We start from the raw sequence: 13,299 nt of genomic DNA, 5'->3' as shown, positions 1-13,299 counted from the left end.
CCCACGGAAAAGCGGAGCACACGGAAAAATATCACGGAGCAGACGTGAACATCACAGAAATAGAATTTTAGAATTCCGTGCTGTTCACGTCTGCTCCGTGATGTTTTTCTGTGAAATTTCCGTGGGCGGAGCTACGGCGAACATTAGTTGCCAGTAAACGAATTTATGGGTAAAGCCGATTTCACTACAACACGTTCCGGATGCGTATAGATCGTAAACCGCGGCGGGCGGACAAAACAGATGAGTGTCACGCCAAAGGTTTGCGCGGTCCTAATCCCCTTCTCCGTTGCAGCGGCACGGGACACAATGATCGGAACGCCGGCGTTCGCAGCTTTTGTTACCATTCCTGCCGGTTGTCTGCCGGTGCTGCCGATCGCACACTCGGTTGGGGGAATGTTATGCAGAATCATATACCCGATAACCTTGTCAACCGCGTTGTGTCTGCCGATATCTGACGCAAGAAACACCACGCGGTGATCATGGAACAGCACCGCACAGTGCAGACCGCCGGTCGCATCCCACACCTCAGCATTGATGGCTTCGCGAATAATGAAGATCTCTTCATCCGTGATGCTGCCGCCGGCCTCGGCATGACCGCGGGGTTTGTGCGGGGCAAATCCTCCAGAAGACTCCATCTCTCCTGCAACACAAACAGTGCAGACCGCGTCCACATACACAGATGATCCTTTTACTATCACTGATCTGATATCTGAAGCAGAACAGACAAGGCCTGCGTCCACAAAAAATCCTACTGCAAACTCAGGGAGGTGCTCAAGACTTGCAACGGTTTTGATAAACTCACTGCCGTTCAGATACAGCGTCACGATATCCTCGGCAACTGCTGCATCCTCAACCGGCACTGCCGCATCGTCGCGGTAGCGGAGACCGCGAAGCGGGGAGGCAAGAGTACCACAGCTTTTGGCAGGTTTTGGTTCACCATCTTTTGGATTCAGACCGGCAACTCGTTCGGGATGCGAGTAGACGGTGAACCTGCCTTCACGCACAAAACCGATCAGCGTAACACCTGACGACTTTGCGAGCTCTGCTCCTTTCAGTGTTACCGCAGCACGGGATACGATTGTTGGAATGTTTGCATTCACCGCTTTTGCAACCATTCCTGCCGGCTGTCTGCCGGTGCAGCCGATCGCACAGTGAGTAGAGGACAGCCCCTGAAGCACCATCCATCCGATCACCTTGTCGACCGCATTGTGTCTGCCGATGTCGGACGCCACAAACGCACAGGAGTGATTGTACCACAACGCCGCGCAGTGCAGACCACCGGTCTTGCGCCATGCTTCAGCATTCAAAGCTTCACGGAGAGAAAAGATCTCATCAGGAGTAATTGTTCCGCCATTACTGACACATCTCTCAGTTTTTTCGGCAGACGCATCCAAAACTACCGCGTCCACGAAAATGTTCGTCCCTTGGACGCTGACCGAGAGAATTTTTTCTGCAACTCCTGATGCGATGAAAAAACCTGCACCAAACTCGGTGAGATGTTCATTGCTTGCAACAATTTTCAGATGCTCTGCCCCGTTGAGATAAAGTGTGATAACCTCTTCACTGACCACAGCATCATCGATCTCAGCAACATCCCCGTTCTCATACCGGTAACCTTTGCAGGACGTAAGGAGGTTTGTATGCATATAGTATCCCCGATTATATTTCACAGTGTGAATGTTCATATGTTTGCGGGGCCAACATATAAAATCATGCGAACGCTCTGAACGAAATCCTCAATAGCGTTCCCGAACGATTATGAATACAATGATAGAGCTCCAGCCGTCTCCAAAAGTCTACTGCGGCCAGACCGAACGCAGCAAAACTCCTGAAGAGACGCTTGCATCCATCGAACCGCTGGTACAGATTGCGGGTATCACGCGGGTTGCAGACATTACCGACCTTGACCGGATCGGAGTTCCGGTCTACTCCTGTATCCGGCCAACGGCAGCTGACGGTGCAATCTCCGTGTATAACGGAAAAGGAGGAACCGAAGCAGAAGCACGCGTTGCAGGAATCATGGAAGGAATAGAACGCTACTCAGCAGAAGCCATGCCGCGCGACCTTGCTGCAACTTCGTACAAGATGCTCTCGCTCACCGAGGACTGCATCAATCCAAGAGACCTCATTCTTCCGCGGACGAACGACGCCGACATGGAGCTGCCCTGGGTGGACGCATGGGACATTGCAAACAACTGTTCCGTAAAAGTTCCGCTCTGCGCAGTGATTCATCCAAACCCCCACTACCTTCCGGGACTCTTCCGGTCCAGCTCCAATGGGATTGCATCCGGCAACACGATCGAGGAGGCGATCTTTTACGCCCTGACTGAGGTGATTGAACGCGACTCATGGTCGCTTGTCGAAACAACGCGGGACACGGGACCTGCCATAACCGGACTCACCGGTCATGCATCCGAGATGCTGGCAAAGTTTACGGCGGCAGGAGTTGAAGTCACACTGAAGGACATCACTTCAGACCTCGGCATCCCGACGATCGCAGCGGTCTCCGACGATGTCACCCTCAAAGATCCGCGGCTTCTGACGATTGGAATGGGGACCCACACAAATCCTGAGATTGCCGTGATTCGTGCACTCTCCGAGGTTGCACAGAGCCGGGCAACGCAGATTCACGGAGCACGCGAGGATGCAACCATCGCATCGTTCCGCGAAATGATGGGCTATGATCGCGTGAAGCGGATGAATGCCTACTGGTTCAAGACCGAGTCTACAAAACAATTCTCTGAGATTGCGGGCTGCGCAACACCGGACTTTACGACCGACATTCTCGCGATCATCGAACGGCTGAAGGCCGCAGGCCTTGCGAGAGTGATTGTGTATGATCTCACCGATCCTGACCTTGGAGTTCCGGTGGTCCGCGTGATTGTGCCGGGGCTTGAGTGCTTTACGATTGACAATGAACGCAGAGGTAAGAGGTGCACTGATGCCGAGCGCCGTCATATTCATCGGCCCAAGTCTGCCGCCTGAAGAGGCGAAGAAAATTCTGCCGGACGCAGAGTATCTGCCTCCGGCAAAGCGCGGAGACCTGACCGCAGCGGCAGCCGCAGGGGCGAAGACAATCGTCTTAATCGACGGCGTGTTCTTTCAGGATCGCGCAGTAGGTCACCGCGAAATTCTTGCAGCGCTTCGGTCCGGCATCAAAGTGGTCGGCTCGTCATCGATGGGAGCACTGCGGGCGTCGGAGATGGACACGCTTGGAATGATCGGGGTCGGCGAGATTTACCGCTGGTATAAAGACGGAAAAATCAATGCCGATGATGAAGTTGGTCTCGTCTATGACCCAGAGACCCAGACCGCCCTTTCTGAACCGATGGTCAACATCCGCGCAAGTTGTGCCGCAGCAAAAGCGGCCAAAATTATCACTGATGAAGAGGAGACAGAGCTTCTTCGTGCCTGCAAGGCGCTCTACTATCCTGACCGCACCTACCGGCGGATTCTCCGTGAAGCAGAGGTTGCAGAGGAGACAAAGTCCGCACTTTCCCAGTGGCTGAAAACAAACGCCGTGGATCAGAAGCGCCATGACGCAATCGAATGCCTGAAAACAGTGAGGGATATGTTATGAACGAGCGATACATCCGACAAATTCCGGTCATCGGTGAGGCCGGCCAGAAAAAACTTGACGAGGCAACCGTGTTTCTCGCAGGAGCAGGAGGACTCGGCTCACCGGTCGCACTCTATCTTGCAGCAGCAGGCGTCGGCCACATCAGAGTTGCTGACTGCGATGTGGTGGAAATCACCAATCTGAACCGCCAGATTCTGCACCGGCAGGACCGGATCGGCATGCCAAAAGCAGCGTCTGCAAAGCTGACGCTTGAAGCATTCAACCCTGACATTGAAGTGACCGCGTTCTCCTCGTTTATCGATGAGAAAACCGCACCGCAATTAATCGGCGATGCCGACATCATCGTTGATGCGATGGACAACTTTGCAGCGCGGTATGTGCTCAATGAGTTTTCGCAAAAGTCGAAAATCCCTCTTGTGCACGGAGGAGTCGCAGGCCTCTCAGGTCAGGCAACACTGATAATCCCAGGCATTACTCCGTGTTTGTCCTGCATATTTCCAAATGCCCAGACCACGAAGGGCACACCGATTCTTGGATCAACCGCGGGAGTTATCGGGTCCATTGAAGCGCAGGAGACCATAAAGTACCTGACCGGCGCCCAGGACACGCTCGCAGGAAAACTCCTGCTCTGGGACGGGGCAGTGAATCGCATGGATGTTTTCTCGGTGAAGAAAAGTCCGAGATGTTCTGTCTGTTCAGAAAAAATTACTATTGAGGAAAACCATGACTGAAGTAACAATACTGGCGTTTGCAAAGTTTCGCGAACTGTTCGGCGAAAAAAATATCGTCACGACAGATTCCAACGCAACAATTCTCGCAGCGCTTGAGAGGTTCGCACAAACTGTTCCCGCAGCATGCGGCGAACTTTTTGAAGAGAACAGACTTCGCGGTCATGTGATTATTATGCACAACCGCGAACGCATCGATGCAGAAGAGGCAGGAGAGATCATCGTACGTGACGGTGATGAGATCGTGCTTTACCCGCCGGTCTCGGGAGGATAAAGAAAAAATGGTACTTGCAGTACAACAAGAGGATATTGATATCGGTGCACTGATCTCCGCATCGCGGACGCATGCGGATGGTGCACAGATTGTGTTTATCGGCTGCGTTCGTGATGACGGCATGGATGCTCTCGAGATTGAGGCGTTTGTTCCGGTCGCAAAAAAGGATCTTGCAGAGATTGCTGCTGAAGCAAAAGAGAAGTTTCAGTTGAACTCGGTGGACATCATCCACCGTTACGGCAGACTCAGTCTTGGCGAGACCATTGTGGTGATTATTGTCGGTGCCGGCCACCGTCCTGAGGCATACGAAGGCTCGCGCTACATCATCGAGCGGCTGAAGGAGAGAGTTCCTATCTGGAAGCAGGAGATCACCGGCGACCGCAAAGGCGATTGGGTTCACGGCGCATAGATCTCTTTGAGATCAGTTTCCATGATATGTTGCCGCATCATGCGGCAACAAAACTGACCCATATTCATGAGTTATTTTTGATTCAAACCGAATACTGTGGATTTTTATTTTTTGTTGCCGATGTTTTGACATTGTGTTTGTAAGTAAAAAATTATTCATATACAGAATACGGTTTTAGCGGCAACATCGGCAACAAAAATATGAATTCCTATTATATGAGGATATTATCCCCTTTTAATGATTTTACAGGCATAATTTTGTTGCCGCACTCCCGGCAACAAAACTCTCCTCAAACAGGGTTACGTGGTGGTGAGTTGTAGTGTCGGGAATTTTTCCATCTTGGTTTCATTTGGAATAACCACAAACACAGAAAAAATAAGAGGATAGGAATTATAACGAAGAACCAACAATAATACTTTCATGTTCGTATATATCGATGGAAAATTCTTCCCCGAAAACGAGGCGAAGGTGTCCATTTTTGATCACGGTTTCCTCTACGGCGATGGTGTGTTCGAGGGAATCCGTGCCTACAACGGACGTGTGTTCCGGCTTGCCGAGCACGTGGACCGTCTGTTTGACTCAGCAAAGGCGATTGATCTTGTGCCGCCGGTGACAAAGGAAGAGATGGCAGAGATCATTAAAGAGACGCTGCGCAAAAACAATCTGAAGAATGCCTACATCCGCCCGATCATCAGCCGCGGGGTAGGTTCGATGGGTCTTGACCCGCACCGATGTGCAAAGCCGAGTGTAATCTGTGCAGCAACCGAGTGGGGCGCAATGTACGGCGATCTCTATGAGACAGGTCTGACGGCAGTGACCGTGTGCGTCCGCAGAAACACGCCGGACTCGCTTCCGCCAAACATCAAGTCACTGAACTATCTCAACAATATTCTTGGGAAAATTGAGGCCAACTACAAGGGCGGCGACGAGGCAATTTTCCTCGACCGCACCGGAAAGCTTGCCGAAGGCTCAGGCGACAACATCTATCTGGTGAAGAACGGCAAACTCTACACGCCGCCAACCATCAACAACCTCAAAGGAATCACCCGTCAGGTGCTTCTTGAGCTTCTGGATAAGATCGGTGTGCCTTACGAGGTCTGCGAACTTGGTCTCTTTGATCTCTACACCGCAGATGAGGTGATGGTGACAGGAACCGCTGCAGAGATCTGTGCAATCACCAAGATTGACGGTCGCGTTATCGGTAACGGGAAGCCGGGAGCGGTCTACCGCAAACTGATTCCTGCATTCCAGGAAGTCACGAAAAACGAAGGCGACGCTTACTGAGTTTATCTCAGAGGCTAATCATAATCTTTTTATTTGCCAACGTCAACCTCTATAGGCAAGACTGCCCTGCTGATATAGTGTAGTGGCCAATCATGCTGGCCTTTCACGCCAGCGACTCGGGTTCGAATCCCGATATCAGCACTTTTCCTTTTGTTTGATTCTTTAACCTGTTTTACATCCTTAATCCATGGACCGCCCACGGAAAATCGGAGTACACGGAAAAATATCACGGAGCAGACGTGAACATCACAGAAATATCGTATTAAATATGAGTTCCGTGATGTTCACGTCTGCTCCGTGATGTTTTTCTGTGAGATTTCCGTGTGGTCCCGCGAAGCGGTAAGCAGGCCGAAGGCATGCGTCTCGTTTTTCCGTGGGCGGAGCCAATCAATCCCAAACTGTGTTTGCCAATAAACGAATTTAGGTGCAAAACCTCTGCAATCAGTTTGTTTTTTTGCCGTGCGGGTTGATGTATCTGGCATGACGTTTCACCCAACCAACAATCCGGTGTTCTGGAAGCAGACTGCTGACGAACTTCTTGCGGCAAAGCGATTTGAAAAAGCAGCCGCCGCATTTCAGCAGCTGTGTGATTTAACGCCAAACGATGCGGATGCATGGTGCGGACTTGGGCAGGCACTCGCGGGCCTTGAGCGGTACGGGGACGCAGTTGCCTCGTTTGAACGGTCACTCGTTCTGCGGCCCGACGCGCAGGACGCTCTTGAAGGACTTGCAGGATGCTATGAAGCACGCGGTGAGTTTGAGAAGGTGGCCGCCTGCCGCATCAGGCTTGGCGAACTCTCACAGAACTGAATTCGAGGAAAGTTCTTTGCCTCGCAGTATCCAATTTTGAAAACAGATATCCAGCGGAAAAAAGTCATGGGAAAAACAGAAGACAAACGATTTCAGATCGCCTGGCTGAGTGTTATCCTGATGCTTGGCATCGCAGTTCTGGTCGGATACTTAGGTACCGGCCTTCTGGCTGCGGCAGGCGTGTTCCTTCTTGGCACCGGCCTCATAATGATTGCATTATCCTTTGCAGTCGGTAAAAGAGAGCCGGTAATCACAGGAGGAGGAGCACTGTTCGCAGTCATTGGCGCAATATTCATTCTGCTCTACTCAGGAGCGGACATGCTGCTGGTCCTCGGCGGAGCACTGATTGGTATCGCCCTTGCGGCAATAGTATATGTGGCGGCAAAGAAATAACAAATGTATATCAGACGAGTTTGAAAATATGACAGATTTACGAAACAAAGTTGAGGATGACCGCGGACTCTTAAAAAAGATTCAGCTGGGCATTCCGGGATTTCGCGGATACCGGCAGAAAGAGGATCTGCGCATTGCAGATTCCCTGCTTCGGGTGCAGATTGCAGATCTTCTGAAGTCTGATGTCCTGCAACCGCTTGAACTGATTCGCGAGCGGGCAGGCAATGCACTTGAACTGGATATGATGAATGACATTGCAACCGTCATTTCTGCGGCAAAGACCGCGGAGAGCAGGGTCCGCCATGCAGAGCAGGGCTACTCAGGAATCTCTCCTGCATACCGGGTCACAGACGTTGAGCTGAATACGCTCTACGAGTTTGATCTGGCTCTCGTTGAAGGGATCAACGGTCTCGGCGAGCTTTGCAAAACTGCTCTTGCGTCAAGTGATGCCGGAGACTTCGGTCTGGTGAAAGCAGATCTCCGCGATATCCGCTCAGGGCTTTCTGAGTTATCGTCAGTGTTTGAGAAACGGATTACGACAATGGCAGGGCTTGGTGCATTGTAATGGCATTATTTTCGAAAGTTAACAAAAAAATCGGGTCCGGCTCCGATATCGAGGGTGCCGACTCCCGGAAAGGTTTCTACTGGGTTGAGGACCAGAAAGGCGACAATGTAATGTGGCGCCTCCCCAGAAACGTGATGTGGAACGACAACGTTCTTGTCCGTGAGGATGAGTACGGTATCTTCTTCCGCGACGGAAAGGCTCTTGCAGTCTTTGACCGGCCTGACCGGTATGCGCTGACGACCCAGAACATTCCGGTGCTGAAGGATATCGCAGGAACGGTTCTTGGTAATGTGCAGATCGGCGAGTTCTTCTGGGTGCAGAAGCGGGAGTTCCGGGACAAGTTCGGGACGAGTCAGCCGCTGGCATTCCGTGACGTGGACTTCGGTGTTGTGCAGCTGAGAATTTTTGGTCAGTTTTCGTACAAAATTGTCGCACCGCTCCTGCTGATCACCGAGTTTGTCGGAACAAAGGGTCTGACAAAGTCTGAGGAGATTGTGGACTGGTTAAAGGCGCAGATTGTGGTCGTCCTCAATGATACGCTGGGCGAACTGAAGGCAAAGAAGCAGATGGGCGTTCTTGATATGCCTGCATACCTGCAGGAGATTGAGCAGCTCTGCCTCGCAAAGCTTGGTCGCGAGACCGAGATTTACGGTGTAAAGATCATGAAGTTTGCCGGTCTGAACATCAATATGCCTGAGGAGGTTCAGGAGGCGATCAACAAGCGCGGCGCAATGTCGGCTCTTGGCGTGAACTATATCCAGTACCAGTCCGGTAAGGCGATTGAGGGGATTGGTGCAGGTGCTGCGCAGGGCGGCGGCGAAGGCGCAGGTTTTGCGATGATGGGCGCAGGTATGGGGGCCGGTGTTGGTATGGGTAATATGATGGCTCAGGGGATGGCAGGAATGGCGGCAGGTCAGCCTGCTCCGTTCGGTGGTCAGCCGGGCGCATCGCAGATTCAGTGTCCGAAATGCGGGACTGCGGCTCCGGCAGGTACAAAGTTCTGTCCTGAGTGCGGAACAGCTATGGCACCACCCGCAGCAGCAGGCAAATGCGCAAAGTGCGGTGCAGCACTCACCGCAGGTGCAAAGTTCTGCCCGGAGTGCGGAACACCGACCGGGTCACCAAAGTGTCCTGCCTGCGGTGCCGAACTCCCGGCAGGAACAAAATTCTGTTCTGAGTGCGGGCAGAAGATCTGAGAGCAGAGTTCAAAACTTTTTTTTTATTTTTTCAGGCTTTGCCCATAAAATCGTTTATTGCAAACACAGTTTGGGATTGATCGGCTCCGCCCACGGAAAAACGGAACACACGGAAATTTCACTGAAAAAAACATCACGGAGCAGACGTGAACAACACTGAAGGCGAATAATAATTTCAAAAACGATTCATTTCCGTGTTGTTCATGTCTGCTCCGTGATGTTTTTTTCAGTGAAATTTCCGTGTGTTCCGTTTTTCCGTGGGCGGAGCTACAGCGATTACATTAGTTACCAATAAACGAATTTATGATCAAACCCGATTTTTCAATAGGAGTCATCGCATAAATTTTGTCAGAAAAAAATACCCGATGAAATTTTTTCGCGGCACAGAGCCGACAGATCATTCAGGCGACGACTTCTTCATCGCCGCAGACAGCGCGTTCTTTATAATTCCGCGAAGAATCGCATTACCGCTCTGGGATGAAGCAGACAACGCCGCAATTACCTCATCGCCGCCGATCTCGCCTAACGCCGTCGCAGCAGCTGCCTGCACGCCGGGCTTTGGATCAGACAGACATCGAATCAGCGCGGGAACAACATCCGGCCTTTTGGAAAAAGCAAGCCCGGTCACCGCAGCGCGGCGGACGCCCGGCACCTCATCAGAAAGCAGAGGCAGCAGAACATCCTCCATTGCATACTTTCGTTTGCCGACAGCCTCAGCTGCTGCCATCCTGACCGAAGGATCAGCATCGCAGCACAGCTTTCCAAGGATCTCGGGAGACGCAATAACCGCCGCAGTCGTCCGCCGAACAGACGAACTCTCATCATCAGCACAGGATTTTGGAACATGCTTGCCAAGGACTGCGACCGCAGCTGTCCGGATCGCAGGATCAGCATCAGATACACAGACTGACACCTTCTCTGCATCGGCAGGAGAAAGCGGGCGGGTCTTGAGTCCCTCAAGCGCTGCAAGACGAATCTGAGGCTCATCGTCAAGTGCTGCGACAAGCGTTGGAACAACGCATGCATCCGCATACACGCCAAGAGACAGAATCGCAACCTCGCGGATATCAGGATTATCCGAAATTGCCGCATTCATCAGAGGATTAACCGCCTCCGGTGTCCGGAACTGACCAAGTGCCTCGACAGCGGAAAACCGCAGCGCATCATCTGTTGAAGACACGGCATCAACAAGCGCACCGGTTGACGAACTGCCGCCTTCCATGAACAGCAGAAGGGCAGCCTCGCGCACTGCCATGTCAGGATCACGCAGACAGGAAAGCAGGGGTGAGTACTCAATCTGCGAAGAATAATTCCTGAGCGTCCAGAGCATCACCCGACGGACCAGCGGACTGTCATCAGATACATGATGCCAAATCTGCGGCAGCATGGACGGGTCACTCAGACCCGCAATCTGATTTGCCGCATCCTCCTGACCAGCAGCATCACTGCTCTTTATCGCCTCAACGCAGCACAAAAAGGTAGCAGGATCCATTCACAACACCAGAAGATCTTTTAGTTTTTCACATCGGTAACCTTGATCAGATGCCAGCCGAACTGTGTCTTTACCGGACCCACAACCTCGCCGGCCTTTGCCTTAAACGCTGCATCCTCGAACGGTTTTACCATCTGTCCTTTACCAAAGTATCCAAGGTCGCCGCCGGACTTTCCGGAAGGGCACTGCGAGTGAAGCTTTGCGAGTTTTGCAAAATCATCTCCGTCAGAGATCTGTTTCATTAACTGTTTGGCTTCAGACTCGGTCTTCACCAGAATATGCGATGCTTTCACCCTCACCATAGTACAATAGTGTATCGCATTCCGAAGAAATAAATTATGATATGATGACTGTTTGACAGTGGCAAGTCAGATGAAACACATGCGGCGAAATATTTGAAAAAAGAATGTCGTGGTCAGTTGAAATAATAAGACCATCACCACCTGCCAGTGCAAAAGGCAGGACCGGCCGTCAGGCGCGGGTGTGACGAACGGTTCCGATAATTTTTGCGGCAGCGTCGATACCGCCGTCCATATATGCCGCACCGACAAGTGCCTCGAAGCATTCCGCAGAAACACGACCGCTCGTCCAGATCTGCATGCGGATCTCACCCTTGCCCCACCGCATGTAGGAGGGGAGGTCCAGTTCTTCGGCGATTTTTCGGACAACAGTCATGTTGACCGAGTCGATTTTTTTACGGGTGATCTCGCCTTTGTCATACTCACCGTCAGCAATAATTTCTCTAATCACCACAAGATCCAGCACTGCATCCCCAAGTACCGCAAACGAGTCCATCGTTTCACTCATTGGAATCTCATGCTCGCGGGCATACGCTGTCCGTGTCATTGCATGATTGAGATACTCTTCATTTTTGAACGTGTATCCTATTTTATCATATAATTTTGTATACGTCATGTAGAGTTCCCATACTGATTTATCAGCCGGATAAGAGCGGAAAATCCTTCCATCTCCATGGTAAGGACGTCGGTTTCGCTCATACCCATACTTGTCTCCCCGTCGGCAGAGAGCATCTCAGGTCCCCGGACGACGGTCCGGTAAACACCGTCGCTTGAAAGGATCTTCTCAGCCTCCGCATCATGCAGAAATGCGCGGCCGGGAATGATTACCGTACTCTCAACGGCAGACAAGTCAAGCTGTTTGAGATCATCAATGGTTATCAGGCATGCGATTTCTTTTGCTACGCCGACAACCGAAGAAGGATCGCCGCCGCATGCTGATACGACTGACTTGATATAAGGAGTTGCAACCGCTCCGGTTATAAGTGTTGCCTTTTTATGAATTTTTGGGAGATGTTCCAAAAGATCCGGCATATTCCGCAGCGCAAACGGGGAGTCAAACGCAGGGTCATACAACGGGGTTCCTGATATCCGCAGAGAAGGATATGCAGCCGCGCTTTTGCAGACGATTTCTCTGAACTCTTCAACGGTGTGCGTCCGCTGTCCGGGAAGAATTGGTGCGTTCTCAAGAATCAGACCCTGTTCGGGAGTGTTTGCAAACCGCATGAGAATAACGCCCTTAACCCCGATCTCACGCAGCCATGTGAGTGTCTGGGTGAGAACGTCGCCGTCGTTTATGCCAGGCAGAATTACAACCGCTGCATAGACTTCGATTTTTGCTGCAAGGCGGCGGATGATCTCAAGCGAGGATTCGGGTGTTGGATCATGCATCCATTCGCGGCGGAGAGCAGGATCTGCGGCAAACACGGTGAATGACACTTCCCGGAGGTTGTGTGCGATCAGAAACTCTGCAATACCCGGGTCGTCAAATCCTTTGCCGCTGGTGTATCCGATATGCAGCGGTACTTCGAGTGTTCCAAGCAGTTCGATGAGATCGGTGAACTCAGGGTAACAGCTTGGGTCGCCGCCGCCGGAAATGGTGATGCGGGTGACGTCACCGGTTACTGACTGGAGGTCTGCAAGGAATGCAGCGGCGACATCCTGAAGAGGGATGAATCCGGCATACTCTTCTTTTACGCCGCGGGTGCAGTAGTCACAGCCTTTCAGAAACGGGAGACAGTACCGGCAGCCGAATGCAGGTACATCCTTTGCGTGCTTGAAATAACAGTAGGCACAAAATCCCCGGCAGTCAGCTCCGGGACGCCCGCCAATGTCAACTGTGAGATGCACCATATTTGTTACTCATGTATTTGGCGCTGCAGGGTTATGAAGGGTTGAGATGTCAAAAAAGTCACAAAAACAAAAACAAACCAAAAAAATTGGAATGGGGGAATAATACCCGCCATTATTAATGATGAGATTATTGTTAAGACAATATCAGCGCTTTGCCTTTGCCTTTGCGCCCATCATGGACTTCTTGGATCTGCGGATCCGGCGGCGAATGCGCTGGTCGGCGATCTTCGGGCCGCGGCGTCCCTGTTGCTGGGTGTTTGCCATGCGGCTTTCGATCTTAGTAACAATGCTTGATCTCTTAAATCTCTGATTCGGTCCCGGTTTCTTAACCTCTCCCTCTTTCTGGGGAACGAGTCTGATCTGACCGTTAACACCTTTTATCTGGTGCCAGTTAACGCTGCCTGTCTTTCCCATATTG

17 protein-coding genes and 1 tRNA gene are annotated in these 13,299 nt (G+C 51.7%); 11 read left to right on the top strand and 7 right to left on the bottom strand.

Annotation, left to right across the window (positions count from 1 at the left end; all coding sequences use genetic code 11):
- Positions 1–143: 143 nt before the first annotated feature.
- Positions 144–1,646, bottom strand: a complete 1,503-nt coding sequence (gene fdhD, locus McpAg1_RS08220; RefSeq protein ID WP_338094831.1) for a formate dehydrogenase accessory sulfurtransferase FdhD — start codon at positions 1,644–1,646, stop codon at positions 144–146.
- Between the two features lie 112 nt (positions 1,647–1,758).
- Between fdhD and McpAg1_RS08215 the strand changes: the two genes are divergently transcribed.
- The 7 genes from McpAg1_RS08215 (at position 1,759) to McpAg1_RS08185 (ending at position 6,416) form a co-directional block, all read left to right on the top strand.
- Positions 1,759–2,985: a YcaO-related McrA-glycine thioamidation protein gene (locus tag McpAg1_RS08215; RefSeq protein ID WP_338094830.1), complete on the top strand. Its 1,227-nt coding sequence runs from the start codon at positions 1,759–1,761 to the stop codon at positions 2,983–2,985.
- On the top strand, positions 2,942–3,580 hold the full coding sequence (locus McpAg1_RS08210) for a TfuA-related McrA-glycine thioamidation protein (RefSeq protein ID WP_338094829.1): 639 nt from the start codon (positions 2,942–2,944) through the stop codon (positions 3,578–3,580). Before McpAg1_RS08215 ends, McpAg1_RS08210 begins: the two co-directional genes overlap by 44 nt.
- On the top strand, positions 3,577–4,311 hold the full coding sequence (locus McpAg1_RS08205) for a HesA/MoeB/ThiF family protein (RefSeq protein ID WP_338094828.1): 735 nt from the start codon (positions 3,577–3,579) through the stop codon (positions 4,309–4,311). The genes McpAg1_RS08210 and McpAg1_RS08205 overlap by 4 nt, the downstream gene beginning before the upstream one ends.
- Positions 4,304–4,582 carry a MoaD/ThiS family protein gene (locus McpAg1_RS08200; protein WP_338094827.1) on the top strand — a complete coding sequence of 93 codons (279 nt, stop codon included), beginning with the start codon at positions 4,304–4,306 and terminating at the stop codon, positions 4,580–4,582. The genes McpAg1_RS08205 and McpAg1_RS08200 overlap by 8 nt, the downstream gene beginning before the upstream one ends.
- 7 nt (positions 4,583–4,589) lie before the next feature.
- Positions 4,590–4,991 carry a molybdenum cofactor biosynthesis protein MoaE gene (locus McpAg1_RS08195; RefSeq protein WP_338094826.1) on the top strand — a complete coding sequence of 134 codons (402 nt, stop codon included), beginning with the start codon at positions 4,590–4,592 and terminating at the stop codon, positions 4,989–4,991.
- 420 nt (positions 4,992–5,411) lie between these two features.
- Positions 5,412–6,275 (top strand): branched-chain-amino-acid transaminase, encoded by an 864-nt coding sequence (ilvE, locus tag McpAg1_RS08190; RefSeq protein ID WP_338094825.1) that lies wholly within the window; start codon positions 5,412–5,414, stop codon positions 6,273–6,275.
- A 68-nt stretch (positions 6,276–6,343) separates the two neighbouring features.
- Positions 6,344–6,416: transfer RNA gene (locus tag McpAg1_RS08185), tRNA-Glu, on the top strand.
- A gap of 143 nt (positions 6,417–6,559) precedes the next feature.
- Here the strand turns inward: McpAg1_RS08185 and McpAg1_RS08180 are convergent.
- Complete coding sequence (locus McpAg1_RS08180; protein WP_338094824.1) at positions 6,560–6,757, bottom strand: hypothetical protein; 198 nt, start codon at positions 6,755–6,757, stop codon at positions 6,560–6,562.
- Between McpAg1_RS08180 and McpAg1_RS08175 the strand changes: the two genes are divergently transcribed.
- From McpAg1_RS08175 to McpAg1_RS08160, 4 genes are all read left to right on the top strand, one after another.
- Positions 6,756–7,085 (top strand): tetratricopeptide repeat protein, encoded by a 330-nt coding sequence (locus tag McpAg1_RS08175; RefSeq protein ID WP_338094823.1) that lies wholly within the window; start codon positions 6,756–6,758, stop codon positions 7,083–7,085. The two genes, McpAg1_RS08180 and McpAg1_RS08175, sit on opposite strands and share 2 nt — an antisense overlap.
- Before the next feature lie 66 nt (positions 7,086–7,151).
- A complete protein-coding gene (locus McpAg1_RS08170) occupies positions 7,152–7,478 on the top strand; it encodes a hypothetical protein (RefSeq protein WP_338094822.1) in 327 nt (108 codons plus the stop codon).
- Positions 7,479–7,506: 28 nt separating this feature from the next.
- Complete coding sequence (locus McpAg1_RS08165; protein WP_338094821.1) at positions 7,507–8,043, top strand: hypothetical protein; 537 nt, start codon at positions 7,507–7,509, stop codon at positions 8,041–8,043.
- Positions 8,043–9,239: an SPFH domain-containing protein gene (locus tag McpAg1_RS08160; RefSeq protein WP_338094820.1), complete on the top strand. Its 1,197-nt coding sequence runs from the start codon at positions 8,043–8,045 to the stop codon at positions 9,237–9,239. The genes McpAg1_RS08165 and McpAg1_RS08160 overlap by 1 nt, the downstream gene beginning before the upstream one ends.
- A gap of 397 nt (positions 9,240–9,636) precedes the next feature.
- Here the strand turns inward: McpAg1_RS08160 and McpAg1_RS08155 are convergent, their stop codons facing one another.
- The 5 genes from McpAg1_RS08155 to McpAg1_RS08135 form a co-directional block, all read right to left on the bottom strand.
- Positions 9,637–10,731: a HEAT repeat domain-containing protein gene (locus McpAg1_RS08155; RefSeq protein WP_338094819.1), complete on the bottom strand. Its 1,095-nt coding sequence runs from the start codon at positions 10,729–10,731 to the stop codon at positions 9,637–9,639.
- A 20-nt stretch (positions 10,732–10,751) separates the two neighbouring features.
- Positions 10,752–11,048: a peptidylprolyl isomerase gene (locus tag McpAg1_RS08150; protein ID WP_420847108.1), complete on the bottom strand. Its 297-nt coding sequence runs from the start codon at positions 11,046–11,048 to the stop codon at positions 10,752–10,754.
- Positions 11,049–11,202: 154 nt separating this feature from the next.
- A complete protein-coding gene (locus McpAg1_RS08145) occupies positions 11,203–11,646 on the bottom strand; it encodes a ribonuclease III domain-containing protein (RefSeq protein ID WP_338094817.1) in 444 nt (147 codons plus the stop codon).
- Positions 11,643–12,881: a methyl coenzyme M reductase-arginine methyltransferase Mmp10 gene (gene mmp10, locus McpAg1_RS08140; protein ID WP_338094816.1), complete on the bottom strand. Its 1,239-nt coding sequence runs from the start codon at positions 12,879–12,881 to the stop codon at positions 11,643–11,645. Before mmp10 ends, McpAg1_RS08145 begins: the two co-directional genes overlap by 4 nt.
- Before the next feature lie 144 nt (positions 12,882–13,025).
- A complete protein-coding gene (locus McpAg1_RS08135) occupies positions 13,026–13,295 on the bottom strand; it encodes a DUF5350 domain-containing protein (RefSeq protein ID WP_338094815.1) in 270 nt (89 codons plus the stop codon).
- Positions 13,296–13,299 lie beyond the last annotated feature (4 nt).

Origin of the sequence: Methanorbis furvi, from assembly GCF_032714615.1 — an archaeon.
Lineage (GTDB): Archaea > Halobacteriota > Methanomicrobia > Methanomicrobiales > Methanocorpusculaceae > Methanocorpusculum > Methanocorpusculum furvi.
Note: the sequence above shows the minus strand (reverse complement) of the source record. Positions and strands in the feature narration are given on the sequence as shown.

Bases quoted from the DNA above. Each gene is read 5' to 3' on its own strand.
- fdhD (WP_338094831.1), bottom strand. From the start codon at position 1,646: ATGCATACAAACCTCCTTACGTCCTGCAAAGGTTACCGGTATGAGAAC.
- McpAg1_RS08215 (WP_338094830.1), top strand. From the start codon at position 1,759: ATGAATACAATGATAGAGCTCCAGCCGTCTCCAAAAGTCTACTGCGGC.
- McpAg1_RS08210 (WP_338094829.1), top strand. From the start codon at position 2,942: ATGCCGAGCGCCGTCATATTCATCGGCCCAAGTCTGCCGCCTGAAGAG.
- McpAg1_RS08205 (WP_338094828.1), top strand. From the start codon at position 3,577: ATGAACGAGCGATACATCCGACAAATTCCGGTCATCGGTGAGGCCGGC.
- McpAg1_RS08200 (WP_338094827.1), top strand. From the start codon at position 4,304: ATGACTGAAGTAACAATACTGGCGTTTGCAAAGTTTCGCGAACTGTTC.
- McpAg1_RS08195 (WP_338094826.1), top strand. From the start codon at position 4,590: ATGGTACTTGCAGTACAACAAGAGGATATTGATATCGGTGCACTGATC.
- ilvE (WP_338094825.1), top strand. From the start codon at position 5,412: ATGTTCGTATATATCGATGGAAAATTCTTCCCCGAAAACGAGGCGAAG.
- McpAg1_RS08175 (WP_338094823.1), top strand. From the start codon at position 6,756: ATGACGTTTCACCCAACCAACAATCCGGTGTTCTGGAAGCAGACTGCT.
- McpAg1_RS08180 (WP_338094824.1), bottom strand. From the start codon at position 6,757: ATGCCAGATACATCAACCCGCACGGCAAAAAAACAAACTGATTGCAGA.
- McpAg1_RS08170 (WP_338094822.1), top strand. From the start codon at position 7,152: ATGGGAAAAACAGAAGACAAACGATTTCAGATCGCCTGGCTGAGTGTT.
- McpAg1_RS08165 (WP_338094821.1), top strand. From the start codon at position 7,507: ATGACAGATTTACGAAACAAAGTTGAGGATGACCGCGGACTCTTAAAA.
- McpAg1_RS08160 (WP_338094820.1), top strand. From the start codon at position 8,043: ATGGCATTATTTTCGAAAGTTAACAAAAAAATCGGGTCCGGCTCCGAT.
- McpAg1_RS08155 (WP_338094819.1), bottom strand. From the start codon at position 10,731: ATGGATCCTGCTACCTTTTTGTGCTGCGTTGAGGCGATAAAGAGCAGT.
- McpAg1_RS08145 (WP_338094817.1), bottom strand. From the start codon at position 11,646: ATGACGTATACAAAATTATATGATAAAATAGGATACACGTTCAAAAAT.
- mmp10 (WP_338094816.1), bottom strand. From the start codon at position 12,881: ATGGTGCATCTCACAGTTGACATTGGCGGGCGTCCCGGAGCTGACTGC.
- McpAg1_RS08135 (WP_338094815.1), bottom strand. From the start codon at position 13,295: ATGGGAAAGACAGGCAGCGTTAACTGGCACCAGATAAAAGGTGTTAAC.